At 69.7% G+C, this 14,328-nt stretch carries 11 protein-coding genes; 7 read left to right on the top strand and 4 right to left on the bottom strand.

Annotation, left to right across the window (positions count from 1 at the left end):
• Positions 1-140: 140 nt before the first annotated feature.
• Positions 141-557 carry a hypothetical protein gene (locus GEV07_16390; protein ID MQA04231.1) on the bottom strand — a complete coding sequence of 139 codons (417 nt, stop codon included), beginning with the start codon at positions 555-557 and terminating at the stop codon, positions 141-143.
• 134 nt (positions 558-691) lie between these two features.
• Here GEV07_16390 and GEV07_16385 point away from each other — a divergent pair, with 134 nt between their 5' ends.
• Positions 692-1,150: a Rieske 2Fe-2S domain-containing protein gene (locus tag GEV07_16385; protein ID MQA04230.1), complete on the top strand. Its 459-nt coding sequence runs from the start codon at positions 692-694 to the stop codon at positions 1,148-1,150.
• 166 nt (positions 1,151-1,316) lie between these two features.
• On the opposite strand, the gene GEV07_16380 is transcribed toward GEV07_16385, so the two are convergent.
• Positions 1,317-2,753, bottom strand: coding sequence for a hypothetical protein (locus tag GEV07_16380; GenBank protein MQA04229.1), 1,437 nt, complete (start codon positions 2,751-2,753; stop codon positions 1,317-1,319).
• A 453-nt stretch (positions 2,754-3,206) separates the two neighbouring features.
• Here GEV07_16380 and GEV07_16375 point away from each other — a divergent pair, with 453 nt between their 5' ends.
• Complete coding sequence (locus tag GEV07_16375; protein ID MQA04228.1) at positions 3,207-4,952, top strand: BCCT family transporter; 1,746 nt, start codon at positions 3,207-3,209, stop codon at positions 4,950-4,952.
• A gap of 58 nt (positions 4,953-5,010) precedes the next feature.
• Here GEV07_16375 and GEV07_16370 read toward each other — a convergent pair whose 3' ends face one another.
• Positions 5,011-5,937 (bottom strand): C-terminal binding protein, encoded by a 927-nt coding sequence (locus tag GEV07_16370; GenBank protein MQA04227.1) that lies wholly within the window; start codon positions 5,935-5,937, stop codon positions 5,011-5,013.
• Positions 5,938-5,978: 41 nt separating this feature from the next.
• Positions 5,979-7,052 carry an AsnC family transcriptional regulator gene (locus GEV07_16365; protein MQA04226.1) on the bottom strand — a complete coding sequence of 358 codons (1,074 nt, stop codon included), beginning with the start codon at positions 7,050-7,052 and terminating at the stop codon, positions 5,979-5,981.
• Between the two features lie 105 nt (positions 7,053-7,157).
• Here GEV07_16365 and GEV07_16360 point away from each other — a divergent pair, with 105 nt between their 5' ends.
• From GEV07_16360 to speB, 5 genes are read left to right on the top strand one after another with little or no spacing between them, the layout of a single operon-like run.
• On the top strand, positions 7,158-8,744 hold the full coding sequence (locus GEV07_16360) for a 5-guanidino-2-oxopentanoate decarboxylase (protein MQA04225.1): 1,587 nt from the start codon (positions 7,158-7,160) through the stop codon (positions 8,742-8,744).
• Positions 8,745-8,798: 54 nt separating this feature from the next.
• Positions 8,799-10,133 (top strand): MFS transporter, encoded by a 1,335-nt coding sequence (locus GEV07_16355; GenBank protein MQA04224.1) that lies wholly within the window; start codon positions 8,799-8,801, stop codon positions 10,131-10,133.
• Positions 10,134-10,135: 2 nt separating this feature from the next.
• Entirely contained in the window at positions 10,136-11,707 is a 1,572-nt protein-coding gene (locus tag GEV07_16350) for an amidohydrolase (protein MQA04223.1), read from the top strand.
• Positions 11,704-13,308: an amidohydrolase family protein gene (locus tag GEV07_16345; protein ID MQA04222.1), complete on the top strand. Its 1,605-nt coding sequence runs from the start codon at positions 11,704-11,706 to the stop codon at positions 13,306-13,308. The genes GEV07_16350 and GEV07_16345 overlap by 4 nt, the downstream gene beginning before the upstream one ends.
• Before the next feature lie 19 nt (positions 13,309-13,327).
• Positions 13,328-14,278 (top strand): agmatinase, encoded by a 951-nt coding sequence (gene speB, locus GEV07_16340; protein ID MQA04221.1) that lies wholly within the window; start codon positions 13,328-13,330, stop codon positions 14,276-14,278.
• Positions 14,279-14,328: the final 50 nt, after the last annotated feature.

Below are 14,328 nucleotides of genomic sequence, written 5' to 3'. Positions count from 1 at the left end.
GTGAACGCACCGCACCTCGTCGCACTGGTACGCACTGGAGCACGGTTCGAGAACGGGAAACTCGTCGAACGACCCGACGATCAAGCCGCGGAGAAGCAAGCCGCCTAACAAACCTCATCCACAGGTCTTGACAATTTCTCTCAGCTGTCACTAGTGGATCGTAGACGGGCAGCGATCAGGAGTACCACACCGCCGACGACGGCGAGCACCTCTGCCACGGCGGCGAGCACACCTTGGGCATCCCAGCTCATCTCCCGCACGCCGAACAGCCCGACGGTACGGGAGAGCAGGTACGCGACGAACGTCGCCGCACCGAACCCGGCGGCGAGGAACGCGGCCAGCCAGTGCCGCCACACGAGCACGCCGACGCCGATGGCCAGGCCGGCGACCACGTTCACGGCGAACATCGGGCCGATGACGGGGATGTCCGAGTAACCTTCCACGTAGAGCACCAGGTGGATGTCTGCGGACAACAGCACCGCTGCGGCCACCACACCCCGTAGGACGCCCTCGGCAAGCCCGATGCCGCTGCGCACCCCGGCTTGCGACCTAGCCATGTCGATCACATCAGCCCCTTCACCTCGACCTGCTGCAGGTGACTACGTGCCCGGCGCCCGGTCGGTTCAACTCGGTCTGAACCGACCGGGCCGTCGCCACGTAGGTAGAGGACAACGCCGACAGGAAGGGAACGATCGTGGACTCCAGTACGCAGCCGTCACGCCGCCGGGTGATCGCAGGGGCCAGTGCCGGGCTGGGGGTCATCGCCCTCGCCGCCTGTGGCGGCGGCGAGGAAGAGAGCGCAGACCCCACCCGCTCGTCCGGCGGCGAGAAGAGCAGCGCACCCGTCGACGAGGGCGCCACGCTGGCGACGTTGTCGGAGATCGAGGTCGGCTCGGCCATCCGCGTGAAGTCGGGTGACAAGAACATCATCGTCACCAGGTCGGGCGATGACACCGCGGTCGCCTTCGACGCGAAGTGCACGCACAAGGGCTGCCCCGTCAAGCCACAGGGCAAGGAGCTGCGGTGCCCCTGCCACCAGTCCAGGTTCGACCCGGAGAACGGCGAGGTGCTCGGTGGCCCCGCAGACGCGCCGCTGGGTTCCATCGACGTGCACGTGAAGTCCGGCAAGGTCGTCACAGGCAAGGGCTGACCCCGCAGCGGCGGGCGTCCACGCTATCGTGCCTGACCGCCTGCTCCACGCCGGCGGTCAGGCACCGGTCAGCGCAGCAGTCCGAAGACCCACATCAGCGCGATGAGGACCATCCAGATGGTCAGGGCGACGAGCACCCTCAGCCACAGCCGCTTCAGGATGGACATCAGAACTGGTCCAGCACGAGCATCACAGAAAGGAAGCCGAAGAAGAGGAACGACACCGCTACCACGGCCAGTCGCAGACCACTGATCTGCAGCTGCTTCGGCAACGCCTTCCGGTTGAGCGCGATGAGCAGACCGGAGTAGATGAACATCTGCACACCGGCGATGGACGACGCGATCACCACGAGGACGAACGGCTGGTCCACACCCGCGAGCAGGATGATCGACCCGACCGCGACCATCAGCCAGACGAAGACCGCGTACACCTTGCTCTCCGTCCAGAACGTGCTCTCCATGAACACGTTGATCTTCAACTGGTCGGCGATCAGCCGGCAGGTGTAGTCGAGGATGCCCAGGTTGGTGGAGAACAACGTGATGGTGCCGGCGACCCAGAATGCGGTGCCGAACCACGGAGCCACCTGCTCCTTGAGCGCCTCGCCCTCGAGCAGGATGAACTCGAGGTCCTGTGCCTTCACCTCGCCGACGGGCAGCAACGAATGCGCAACCACCGCCAGGATGATCAACGACGCCACACCGACGAGGAAGAACGTGATGAACTGCTCCCAGTTCGCCACGCGCCACCAGCCGCGCCAGCGACGCATGTTCTCCTCGGTGGTCGGGAAGGTGTAGCCGAGCGAGGGCTTGGCTTCTTCCTGTCCGGTGATCGGCGACACGATCCTGGGGATGTGCTGCCCCATGCCCATGCCCTTGTCCCTGATGTAGTTGCTCTGCACCAGGTTGTTCGCGCCACCGGCGCCGGCGAACGCCAGCGCACCGAGGAGCAGTGCGGCGGTGAGACCCTCCTGACCGATGGGGAAGCCGATGTCGGCGACACCTTCGGTGAACAGTGCGCCCCAGGCCTCGCCCGTGGTGGCGAGCGGGATCGCCGCGATCACGATCGCCATGATGATGATGACCATCACGAACTGGATCTTCTCGACGACCTGGTAGACCACCGGGGACAGCGTCAACGCCAGGCCGATGGCGATCAGGCCGGCGATCGTGATCGGCACGATCGGTGCGTTCTCGCCCAACCCGAGTACGTACGTGAAGGTGGTCGCGGCACCTGTCGCCCACCCTGGCCAGAAGTTCTGCAGGAGCGCGAAGATGATGAACAGCCACCACCAGGGCTTGAAGAGCCTGGCGAACCCCGTCACCGCGCTCTCGCCGGTCGCCAGCGTGTACCGCTCGATCTCCATGTTCAGTACGAACTGGATGGCGAACCCGACGATTGCGGCCCACATGAACGTGAACCCGATCTGCGTGGTGATGTAGGGCCAGAGGATGAACTCGCCCGACCCGATAGCAGTCGCCAGGATGATGACGCTGGCGCCACTGACCCGCTTCAGCGGGACGGGTTCTGGTAGATCCCGTTGCTCGACTGCCGGCAGGTACTTGCTCGGTAGCGTCGAGGTCTGCCCGTCGTTAACTTCTGGCATCCGGCTCCCTCATCTCGTCTTTGGGTAGGAAGCCCCCTAGCCCGCGGTGCCCGGATGGGCCGGCCGCCGACATCCGCACAGCGTAGACGGGCGGCTGCGAATCTTCCAGACCATCCGACGGCGGGTCGAGCAGCTTCATCGCGGCCGTTCAGCGAGCGTCGTCGCTGGTCACAGGGTGTATGACTGGGCCAGTACGCGCAGTGTTCGAGTCCTGCTCGACCCGCATCGCGGGATGCATCGCCGGTGAGTACGCCGCTGTCCCACGGGGCGCCGGGAGCGCGAGATGGGCACCTGACGGGACCCACAGCGTGGAATCTTGTAACGAAATCTTGACCAGGACTTTGAGTTCCGCGGCCAGTTACGACACGGTAGGCCCCGACAACGGTACAGACAGCGGATTCCGCGCTTCGTTACCCGGCTCGCGGAGTCCCAGGCTCGGGAGGGTGCCTACTAGTGGCCACAACGTCAGCGCCACCAGAATCGTCGGGCGGCAGCAGTCCAACCGGTACGCAGCGACATTCGGTCGCGCCACGCGTGTTCATACCTGCCGCCATCGTCATCGTCGCCTTCGTCATCTACGGCGTCGCACTGCCGAAGCAGGCAGAGACTCTCATCCTGGCCGTGCAGTCGGCGATCGTCGCCGGGTTCAGCTGGTACTACGTCGGCCTGGTCTCCGCCTTCGTAGTGTTCGCCGTCTGGCTCGGCGTCGGACACTTCGGCGACATCAAGCTCGGCCCGGACGACGAGGAGCCGGAGTTCGGCGTCGTCGCCTGGTTGTCGATGCTGTTCGCCGCCGGCATGGGCATCGGCCTGGTGTACTGGGGCGTCGCCGAGCCACTGCGCCACCTCGCCGAGCCGAAGCCGGGCTTCGACGGGACCCGCGAAGAGGCCGGCCAGCAGGCGATGATCCAGACGTTCCTCCACTGGGGCATCCACCCGTGGGCGATCTACGTCGTCATCGGCCTCGCGATCGCGTACGCGGTGCACCGCAAAGGCCGGCCGATCTCCATCCGCTGGGCACTCGAGCCGCTGTTCGGCGACCGGGTGAAGGGCTGGGTCGGCGACCTCATCGACATCGTCGCGATCGTCGGCACCCTGTTCGGTGTCGCCACGTCGCTCGGTCTCGGTGTGATGCAGATCGGCGCCGGACTCGGCTTCACCATGGGCATCGAGCCGTCCACGATGCTCTACATCATCCTGATCGGCAGCATCACGCTTCTCGCCACGCTGTCGGTGGTGACCGGTGTGAAGCGGGGCATCAAGTGGCTGTCGAACCTGAACATGGGTCTCGCCGGTGGGATGCTGCTGTTCGTGCTCCTCACCGGCCCGACGCTGTTCATCGCCCGCGAGTTCATGCAGTCGATCGGGCTCTACGTACAGAACATCCTGTCGCTGAGCTTCGACGTCACCGCCCTGCAGGGTGGCGACGGTCAGACGTGGCAGGCCACGTGGACCTCGTTCTACTGGGGTTGGTGGATCTCCTGGGCACCGTTCGTCGGTGTGTTCATCGCCCGCATCTCCCGCGGGCGCACGGTCCGCCAGTTCGTCGGTGGCGTGCTGCTCGTGCCGAGCGTCATCACGTTCCTCTGGTTCTCCGTGTTCGGCGGTTCCGGCATCTACAAGCAGCTGTTCCAGAACGGCAACTTCATCGACAGGAGCCAGGACCCGCCGGTCAGCACCGACGGCGCCCTGTTCAACCTCCTCGAGGGCCTGCCAGGCGGGTTCTTCGTCAGCATCCTCGCGATCATCCTGATCACGCTGTTCTTCGTGACCTCGTCGGACTCGGGATCGCTAGTCGTCGACATGCTCGCGTCCGGCGGCGACCCGGAGCCACCCACCTGGAGCCGGATCTTCTGGGCGGTCGCAGAAGGCGCAGTCGCCATCGCGTTGCTCACCGCGGGTGGGCTCGTCGCACTGCAGACGATGTCCATCCTCATCGCGTTGCCGTTCAGCATCGTGATGATCCTGATGTGCTTCGCGACGTACAAGGAGCTGCACGCCGAGCGGCAGGCGGTGCTGCGCGTGCAGCGGCGTCGCCAGCGCGAGGAGCTCACCGAGCACGTGTCGCAGTCGCTGATCAAGGAAGGCTTGATCGACGAGCCCGAGCCGGACGGCGCGGGCGGCACGAGCACGTCGGGCACCGCGACGGCCACGCTCACGCGGGAGTCGACCGAGCCCAGGGACCGACTGGACGACTAGTCGGCACCCAATCGTTGGCGCCCTCCCAGATGGGAGGGCGCCAACGCTGTTTCCGGCCTCAGGCGATCGGGGTGTTCGGCCGGCCGCTGCGGTACCAGGCGACGACGTTCTCCGCCGGCGCCCGCGCGTACTCCGCGTCCGACTCCGCGGACAGGTACCCGACGTGCGGTGAGACCAGCACCCGCCCGTGGCGCAGCAACGGGTTGTCCGGCGCGGGCGGCTCACCGTCGAGCACGTCCAGACCGGCCCCGGCCAACCGGCTGGCGTCCAGCGCCGCGAGCAGCGCGGCCTCGTCGATGAGCGCACCCCTGGACGTGTTGACGAGCACCGCGTCCGACGGCAACCGCGCCAGCCGGGCGGCGTCGACGATCCCACGGCTGTCCGCGGTCAGCGGCAGGTGCAGGGTCACCACGTCACTGTCGAAGAGCTCGTCCACCTCGACCCGCGTCACGCCCGCCGGCCACACCTCCTGCGGCAGGTAGGGGTCGGCGCCCACCACCTCACCGAACACGCCGCTCGCGAGCTGGGCGAAGCGTTGCCCGATCCGGCCCATGCCGAGCACACCACAACGCAACGCGCTCGGCCTGCGCATACCGTGCGGCATGTTCTCGTCCCACACCCCGCCGCGGACGTAGCTGTCCCAGCCGGGCAGCCGCCGCAGCAGGGCCAGCGCCATGGCGAACGCATGCACGGCGACCTCCTCGGTCGCGCCCGCAGGGACGTTGCACACCCAGATGTCGCGCCGACGCGCCTCCGCCACGTCGACCATGTCGTAGCCGGCGGAGTGCGTGACGACGATCCGCAGCTGCGGCAGCGCATCGAGGATCCTGGCGTCGACCGGGTCGTAGCCGACGAACAGCGCGACCGCGTCCCTCGGCGCGGTGTCGTCCAGCCGCGGCTCGGCCAGGTGGTGGACGTCGAACCCGGCCGCGGTGAGCGCCCGCGTGCCGGGCTCGACGTCGACGCCGGCGATCGGCAGGTAGATCGCGGCCGGCCTGCCACCGTCGCGCTCTGCTCCGGCCGTGGTCAACGTGTCCCCTCTCCTTCGGTGTCGCCGCCGGACAACGCGGGCAGCGAGTAGTCCTCCCTGACGACGTGCAAGTGCATCCACGCCTCCAGGTGCACCACGCCAGGGATGTTCCTGATCTGGTCGAGCGTCACGCTGACCGTCTCCGAGGACGAGCACAGCACGGTGCCGAGCGCGTCCCAGGTGCCGATCGTCTCGGTGAGGTAGTACACCTCGGGGTGCTCCGCGATCCGGTCGGTGATGCCGGGCCCGGTGTCCAGGGTGAGCCCGAACCCGCACATCGAGCTCAGGCCGAGCATGCCCGGGCGGATCATCGCGGCGATGTGCACGACCCCCGCGTCGAGCAGGGCGCGCACCCGGGCGCGCGCCGAGCTCGGCGAGATGCTGACCGCGCGCCCGAGCTCCGCGTACGAGCTGCGGCCATCGTGCTGCAGCAGCGACACCAGCCCCTGGTCGATGGGGTCGAGCTCCGTCGGCTGCGGTACGGCCGCCGCGGGCGCGCGTCCCTGACCGGGTGCGTAGACGTCCTTTACGCCTCGGGTGTAGACGGCCGTAGTGACGGTGTGCACCTCGGGCAGCTCGCGCACCTCGGTGACGGTCGCCCGCAGGTGGCCCATGTCCTCGGTACGCACCTCGGCGATCACCGCGTGCCTGCCGGCCACGATCGACACCAGCGGCATCTCCGGCTTGGCGGCGATCGTCGCCGCCACCTTCGCGGCGTCCGCACTGACGTCGATCGCCAGGTGCCCGAGGGTGGACAGCCCGCGGGCGGCCGGATGCACCACGGCGGCCACCCGGATCGCGCCGCTGTCGAGCAGCCGCTGCACCCGGTTGCTCGTCGCCACCCGGGACAACCCGACCACTCCGGCCAGCGTCTCGAAGCTGGCCCGACCGTCGGCCTGCAGCGCACGCACCAGCGAGGTGTCGACGGCGTCCAGGTCCACGTCGCTGCCCGCCTCCCTCGGCCAAGTCACACGATTCGACAGCGGCACCGCGACAAACCCGCAACGCCGGGCCGACCACCACCGGGGCGACGACTGCCAATCCGTAACCCACGAGCCGCGATCGACCATCGATTCGTCGGTGATCCTCGGATCGACTTACGGATGATCCGTTGACGACCCGTAGTGGAGGACATATTGTCTCGGCCATCCGCAGCCGTCAAGCGAGGAGCGCGCGTGAGCACGAACACCGGTGGGTCAGCAGTCGTCCAGGCGTTGCGCGACAACGGCGTAGACACCGTGTTCGGCATCCCCGGCACCCACAACCTGGAGATCTACCGGCAGCTGTCCGCGTTCTCCGTCCGGCACGTCGCGCCGCGGCACGAGCAGGGCGGCGGGTACGCGGCCGACGGCTACGCCAGGGTCACCGGGCGGCCAGGCGTCTGCATCACCACGACTGGGCCAGGGCTGACGAACATCTCCACGGCAGCGGGCACCGCCTACGGCGACTCGATACCGATGCTGGTGATCTCCCCCGGCGTGCCGCGCGGCATGGAGGGCGCCGACGTCGGCTGGCTGCACGAGGTGAAGGACCAGTCCGGCCACATGGACCGGCTGCTCGACCGCAGCGTGCGGGTCGAGAGTCCAGGCGAGGCGTACGCCGCCATCGACGAGGCGTTCGCCCGCTGGCAGGTCGAGCGGCCACGTCCGGTGCACGTCGAGATCCCCGTGGACGTACTGGAGGAGAGCTGGGACGGCGAGGCACGCCGAGCCGCGCCGCTGTCGCCGCCGGCGCTCGACGAGGCGGCGGTCCGCGCGGCCGGCGCGGCGCTGTCCTCCGCACAGCAGCCGCTGCTCGTGCTCGGCGGTGGCGCCGCGGGCGCGGCCGGCGCCGCGGTAGCCCTCGCGGAGGCGCTCGACGCGCCGGTGCTCACGACCGTCAACGGCAAGGGCGTGGTGCCCGAGAACCACCCGCTGTCCGCCGGCGCGTCGATCCGGCTTGCGGGTGCCTGGGCGGAGATCGAGGCGGCCGACGCCGTGCTCGTCGTGGGCAGCGAGCTCGGCGACTCCGACCTGTGGGGGCACCAGCTGCGCCCGAAGGGCACGGTGATCAGGGTCGACATCGACGAGCGCCAGCTGCAGAAGAACGCGCCCGCCGACAGCACCCTCCACGCCGACGCCGGCGCGGCGCTGACCGCACTGCGCGCGGCTGCGGCACGTACGTCCGCGGGCGAGGGCGGCGCGCGTGCCGCCAAGCTCAGGGGGACCTTCGCCGAGCAGGCTGCCACGGACGGCGGCGCGTGGCGGGAGGTGAACGAGATCCTCGCGAGCGAGCTGCCTGCGGACGCGATCGTCGCCGGGGACAGCGCGCAGGTCTCGTACTTCGGCACCGTGCACTTCTGGCCGGCGAGCCAGCCGCGGCAGTTCATCTACCCCGCCGGCTACGCCACCCTCGGCTACGGGCTGCCGGCCGCGATCGGCGCGAAGATCGCCGCGCCGGAACGCACCGCTGCCGTACTGTGCGGCGACGGCGGGTTCCAGTTCACTGCACTCGAGCTCGCGACCGCGGCCGCGGCCGCCGAGGGACTCTGCATCCCCATCGTCGTGATGAACAACCGCGGCTACGCGGAGATCCGCGAGGAGATGGACGGATTGGGGATCCCGCGCGTCGGCGTCGACTTCGATGTCGTCGACTTCGCCGCGTTGGGCAGAGCCTGCGGCGGCGAGGGCCGCACTCTCGACCGGCTCGACCAGCTGCCCGGCGCACTCCGGGAGGCGTTGAGCACACCGCGCCCGACGGTCATCGAAGTACCCGTCGGCTAACCGACCACACCGCACCGACCACCGGCTCGCGTACCGCCGCGGGTCTACTGCGGCATGCCCTGCTTCCAGGAGGCACCAATGGCCCCGACTCCCGACCGCCGGATGCGCCGGGTCGCGCTCGCGTCGTTCATCGGCACGACCGTCGAGTGGTACGACTTCTACATCTACGCGACCGCCGCCTCGCTGGTGTTCGCCAAGCTGTTCTTCCCCGGCCACGCGACCGGCACCGGCACACTGCTGGCGTTCGCGACGTACGCCGTCGGCTCGGTGGGACGACCGCTCGGCGCGATCGTCTTCGGCCACGTCGGCGACAAGGCCGGCCGCAAGCTCGTGCTCACCGTCACGCTGACGCTGATGGGGTTGGCCACGGTGCTCATCGGTGTGCTGCCGAGCCACGCGACGATAGGCATCTGGGTGCCGATCCTGCTGACGTTCCTGCGACTGGTGCAGTCGTTCGGGGTCGGCGGCGAGTGGGGCGGCGCGGTGCTGCTCGCCGTCGAGCACGCCCCGAAGAAGCGCAGGATGTTCTACGGCTCGCTGCCGCAGACCAGCTCCGCCGTGGCGCTCATGCTCTCCACGGGCATCTTCGGGCTGCTCGCCCTCGCCGGCAACGACGCGCTGCTCGCCTGGGGTTGGCGGGTGCCGTTCCTGATCGCCGCGCCGTTCATCGCCATCGGGCTGTGGGTGCGCTCGGTCGAGGAGACGCCGGAGTTCACCGAGGTGCAGCGGCAGGAGGCGACGGCGTCGGTGCCGCTGGCCGCGCTCGTAGGTCAGCACTGGCGGCCGCTGGTACTCGGCGTCGGGGCCGTGCTGATCACCATCAGCGGCTTCTACCTCTCCAGCACGTTCATGATCTTCTACGGCGTCGACCAACGGCTGTTCGACGAGAGCCAGATGCTCAACGGCGTCACGTTCACCGGGCTGATGGCGATCATCGCGACACCGCTCGGCGGCATCCTCGGCGACCGCTACGGCGCGCGCGGCACGATGATCTGGGCCACCCTGGCGTGCGCGCTCGTCAGCTTCCCGATGTTCTGGCTGACCGAGACCGGCGTGGTCGGCTGGATGTGGATCGGCATGAGCCTCGTGATGGTGGCGAACAGCTTCGCGTACGGCGCGCTGTCCGGCCTGTTGTCCGGCTGGTTCCCTGCGCAGGTGCGTAGCAGCGGCATCTCCGTGGCCTACCAGGTCTCCGGGGTGCTCGGCTCCGGCCTGGCCCCGGTCGTCGCGACCGCGCTCTACGCGATCAGCAACCCCGCGTACCTGTGGGTCGCCGTGTTCCTCGCCGCCATGAGCCTGCTCTCCATGACCTGCGTGCTCGGCTACCGCGGCAGGGACCATCTCGCCGAACCCGTGACCACACCGATGACACCGGCAACGGGGAGGTAGCCGTGGACCCGGCGAAGACCACCGCACACGCCTGGGTCGACGCACACCGCGACGAGGTGTCGCAGTGGCACACGACGATCTGGAACTACGCCGAGCCCGCATGGCGGGAGTACCGGTCCGCGGCGTGGTACGTCGCCCGACTGCGCGCCGCGGGCTTCGACGTCGAGGAGGGCAGCGGCGGCATGCCCACGGCGTTCGCCGCCAGCTGGACCAACGGCCCGGGCCCGACGGTGCTCACGTACGCGGAGTACGACGCCGTGCCGCACAACAGCCAGGCGGCGACCACCAGGCGGGAGCCGCGGCCAGGCACCAACAGCTACGCGCCAGGCCACACCGACCCGCACTCGGCGCTCGGCATCTCCACCCTGGCCGCGCTCCTGGCGGCGAAGGAGGCGATGCAGCGGCACGACATCCCCGGCACCCTGCGCTACACGGGCGAGCCGGCGGAGAAGATGCACGGCTCGAAACCCGTACACGGCCTGCGCGGCTACTACGACGACGTCGACGCCATCGTCAGCTTCCACCCGTTCTACCTGCTGCCGTGGTGCAACACATTGCGCTGGGACACGCACTGCGGACTGTGCTACAGCAAGATCTACACGTTCCGCTGCGACGAGCCGCAGACCTGGGCAGCCGGCGGCACGGACAGCCCGATCCCCGCTTCGCACTCCGCGGCGCGGGCACCTGGCGCGAACGCCGCACTGTTCACCATGTACCAGCTGACGAAGACCACCCACGACGCCATGGCGCCTGCGTTCGGCGGCTGGTCGCTGAACGAGGCGATCCTGCACAGCGGCCAGGCGACCGCGGACAACCTGGCGCCGCGGCTCGCGCAGATCCAGTACACCTGGCGCGCCCCCGACCTCGCCACCGCGGAACAGATCCTCGCGGTGCTCGACCGCAACGCGCAGACGGCGGCCGCCGCGACGCACTGCTCTGTACACGACAGGTGGGTTGCGCGCAGCCGTCCAGGTCTGCCGAACCACACGGTGACCGAGCTCGTCTGGTCCAACCTGCACGACGTCGGGCCGCCGCGCTACGGCGACGACGCCGTACGTACCGCGCAGGAGATGCAGCGGGCGGCCGGCGTCGAACCGACCGACCAGCCGTTGCTCGCCGACCTCACCCAGCTGGTCGAACCGTGGGAGGCGGAGCGGCGCGTGCGCGAGCTGCTGCCACCCAGCCAGCGCAGCTGGACCTCCGACGACTACGTCGAGATGTCCTGGTACGCACCGACCGCACGGCTGTACGTCGGCCGGCCCGCGCTCGCCCCGCGCGGCGACGGCCATGCGTACCCCGACTGGGTGATGAACGCGCTCGGCGGCATGCCGGCGACCATCGACCCCACGATCGAGTGCGCCGCGAAGACGATCGGCGGGTCGTTGCTCGACCTGGTACGTGACCGGGAGGCCCTCGCCGCCGCGCACGACGAGCTCGCCCGCAGGCGGGAGGAGTACGGCGACCTCGCCCCGCTGCTGCCCGCCGACTTCACCGCGCCGCACGACTACGGCTGGCCCGACTACGTCGACGACGGCACCCGTTGGTGCGTACCGGAACCGGGGGTCGTGACATGACGGCGGAGCTCGTGCTCCACGGCGGGACGATCCACACCTTCACCGAAGGCGTCGTGCCCGCGATGTTGGTACGCGACGGACGGGTGGCGGCGGTCGGCTCCGCCGACGACTGCCGCCGCGCGGCCGCCGGCACCCCGCGGTCGTACGACCTGGCCGGCCGCACGGTGCTGCCAGGGTTCGTCGACGCACACGTCCACCCGTTGCTGCTAGGCGACGCGCTCGGCAGCGTGGACCTGTCCCCCGCACGCTCGATCGCCGAGCTCGTACAGCTGCTGCGCCGGCACGCCGCGACCGTCCCAGAACCGGCCGCCGTCACCGGTTACGGCTACGACCAGTCCAAGCTGGCCGAGCGCAGGCATCCGTCGCGCGCCGACCTGGACGCCGTGTCCACGGATCGCACGGTGCGCGTGCAGCACGTCAGCGGGCACGGTTACGTGGTGAACAGCACTGCTCTGCGCGAGAGCGGTATCACCGCGGACACCGTCACCCCGCCCGGCGGCCGAATCGACAGGGACGCCGCGGGCGAGCCCACCGGTGTCGTCTTCGACGCCGCCTGCGACCTGCTGACCGGGCCGTCCGGCGTGAAGATCGAGGGCCACGGACCGAACTTCCACCTCCCGCTCGACGTACCAGGACGGGCCGCGACGCTCGCGCTCGGCCAGCGCCAGCTGCTGTCCGTCGGCGTCACGACCGTGTGCGACGCGCAGGTCACCGCCAGGGAACGGCTGGCGTACCAGGAGGCAGAGCAGGACGGCAGCCTGCGGCTGCGTACCCACCAGCTCACACTTTCGAGCGGGCTCGACGAGCTGGAGGCACGGGTGAACCCGTCGCCGGTGCCGCTTGGCGTCAAGCTCTACGCCGACGGCTCGGTCACCGCACGCACTGCGTACCTCGGGCAGCACTGCGACGGCTGCGCGCGGCCGGACGGGTACCTCTACCACGAACCGGACGAGCTGATCGCCCTGATCGGCCGCGCCCACCGGCTCGGCCTGCCGACCGCCACGCACGCGCAGGGCGAGCTGCCGATAGACATCGTGCTCGACGCCGTGGAACGCTGCCGTCGTGCAGACCCACGCACGGACCTCGTCCACCGCATCGAACACTGCGGCTTCCCCACCACCGCCCAGATCGCCCGGATGGCCGAGTTGCGCGTCGTGCCGGTACCGCAGCCGATGCAGGTAACACTGTTCGCGGACTCGCTGATCGACGAGTACGGCGACTACGGCGGCCGGTTCTACCCGACCGGCGACTTCCACCGCGCCGGCCTGCCCGTCGTGCTCAGCTCCGACGGGCCGGTCACCATGCCGGACCCGTTGCGCGCGGTGCACTCCGCGGTCACCAGACAGACGGTCGGCGACCTGGTCGCCGGTGGCACCGCAGGCTCCGTCGCGAACCAGGGCGTTGCGACGGCGACGGCGTTCGCCGGTGTGACCACGACGGCCGCCAGGCTGTTGGGGTGCCACGACGTCGGTGCGCTCGCCCCTGGCAGTCTGGCCGACTTCGTCGTGCTCGACACCGACCCGACGCAAGCCGTCGAGCGCCTGCGCACGGCGGCCGTGCTCGAGACCTGGATCGGCGGCGAACGCGTATTCGCCGCATGACAACGAAGGAGCGCATCCGATGACGCAAGAACCGCTCGGCCCGGTCGACGCCTCGCAGGTCCCCAGGTATGCAGGACCCGCCACGTTCGCCCGCCTCCCCCGGATCGACCAGGTGACCAACACGGACATCGCCGTGGTCGGCATCCCGTTCGACACGGCGGTCTCGTTCCGGCCGGGCGCACGGTTCGGCCCATCCTCCGTACGGGAGGCGAGCCGGCTGCTGCGGCCGTACCATCCCGCCCTCGACGTCGAACCGTTCGGCGTGGTGCAGGTCGTCGACGCCGGCGACATCGTCGCCAACCCGTACGACATCACCGCCGCACTCGGCACCATCGAGTCCCGTGCCGGAGAGCTGCTGACCGCCGACACGCAGCTGGTCACCATCGGCGGCGACCACGCGATCGCGCTGCCGCTGCTGCGCGCCGCGGCGGCCAAGCACGGCCCGGTGGCGCTGCTGCACTTCGACGCGCACCTGGACACCTGGGACACCTACTTCGGCGAGCGGTACACCCACGGCACGCCGTTCCGCCGCGCCGTCGAGGAGGGCCTGCTCGACACCGACGCGCTGTGCCACGTCGGCATCCGCGGGCCGCTGTACGGCAAGCGCGACCTCGCCGACGACCAGCGGTTCGGGTTCGGCATCGTCAGCTCTGCCGACGTGATGCGCCGCGGTGCGGACGAGATCGCCGGCATGTTGCGCGAGCGGATCGGCCAGCGCCCGGTGTACGTCTCGGTGGACATCGACGTGCTCGACCCGTCGCACGCACCCGGCACGGGCACGCCGGAGGCGGGCGGCCTGACCAGCCGTGAGCTGCTGGAGATCCTCCGCGGCCTGGTCGGCTGCCAGCTCGTCGCCGCGGACGTCGTGGAGGTCTCGCCCGCCTACGACCACGCGGACATCACCGCAGTCGCAGCGGCCCACGTCACCTACGACCTGGTCGGCCTGCTCGCCCACCTCCGCGCCCAATAGGGCGGTCGACCACGCCACGGCCACGCCGACCAGCTGGTCAGCGTGGCCGC

It is taken from the genome of Streptosporangiales bacterium (assembly GCA_009379825.1).
GTDB lineage: Bacteria > Actinomycetota > Actinomycetes > Streptosporangiales > WHST01 > WHST01.
This window is presented reverse-complemented; position numbering and strand designations above follow the sequence as displayed.

What these genes read in the sequence shown, in the direction of transcription:
- GEV07_16355 (MQA04224.1), top strand. Translation starts at nt 8,799, where the DNA reads ATGCCCTGCTTCCAGGAGGCACCAATGGCCCCGACTCCCGACCGCCGG.
- GEV07_16390 (MQA04231.1), bottom strand. Translation starts at nt 557, where the DNA reads ATGGCTAGGTCGCAAGCCGGGGTGCGCAGCGGCATCGGGCTTGCCGAG.
- speB (MQA04221.1), top strand. Translation starts at nt 13,328, where the DNA reads ATGACGCAAGAACCGCTCGGCCCGGTCGACGCCTCGCAGGTCCCCAGG.
- GEV07_16365 (MQA04226.1), bottom strand. Translation starts at nt 7,052, where the DNA reads ATGGTCGATCGCGGCTCGTGGGTTACGGATTGGCAGTCGTCGCCCCGG.
- GEV07_16380 (MQA04229.1), bottom strand. Translation starts at nt 2,753, where the DNA reads ATGCCAGAAGTTAACGACGGGCAGACCTCGACGCTACCGAGCAAGTAC.
- GEV07_16345 (MQA04222.1), top strand. Translation starts at nt 11,704, where the DNA reads ATGACGGCGGAGCTCGTGCTCCACGGCGGGACGATCCACACCTTCACC.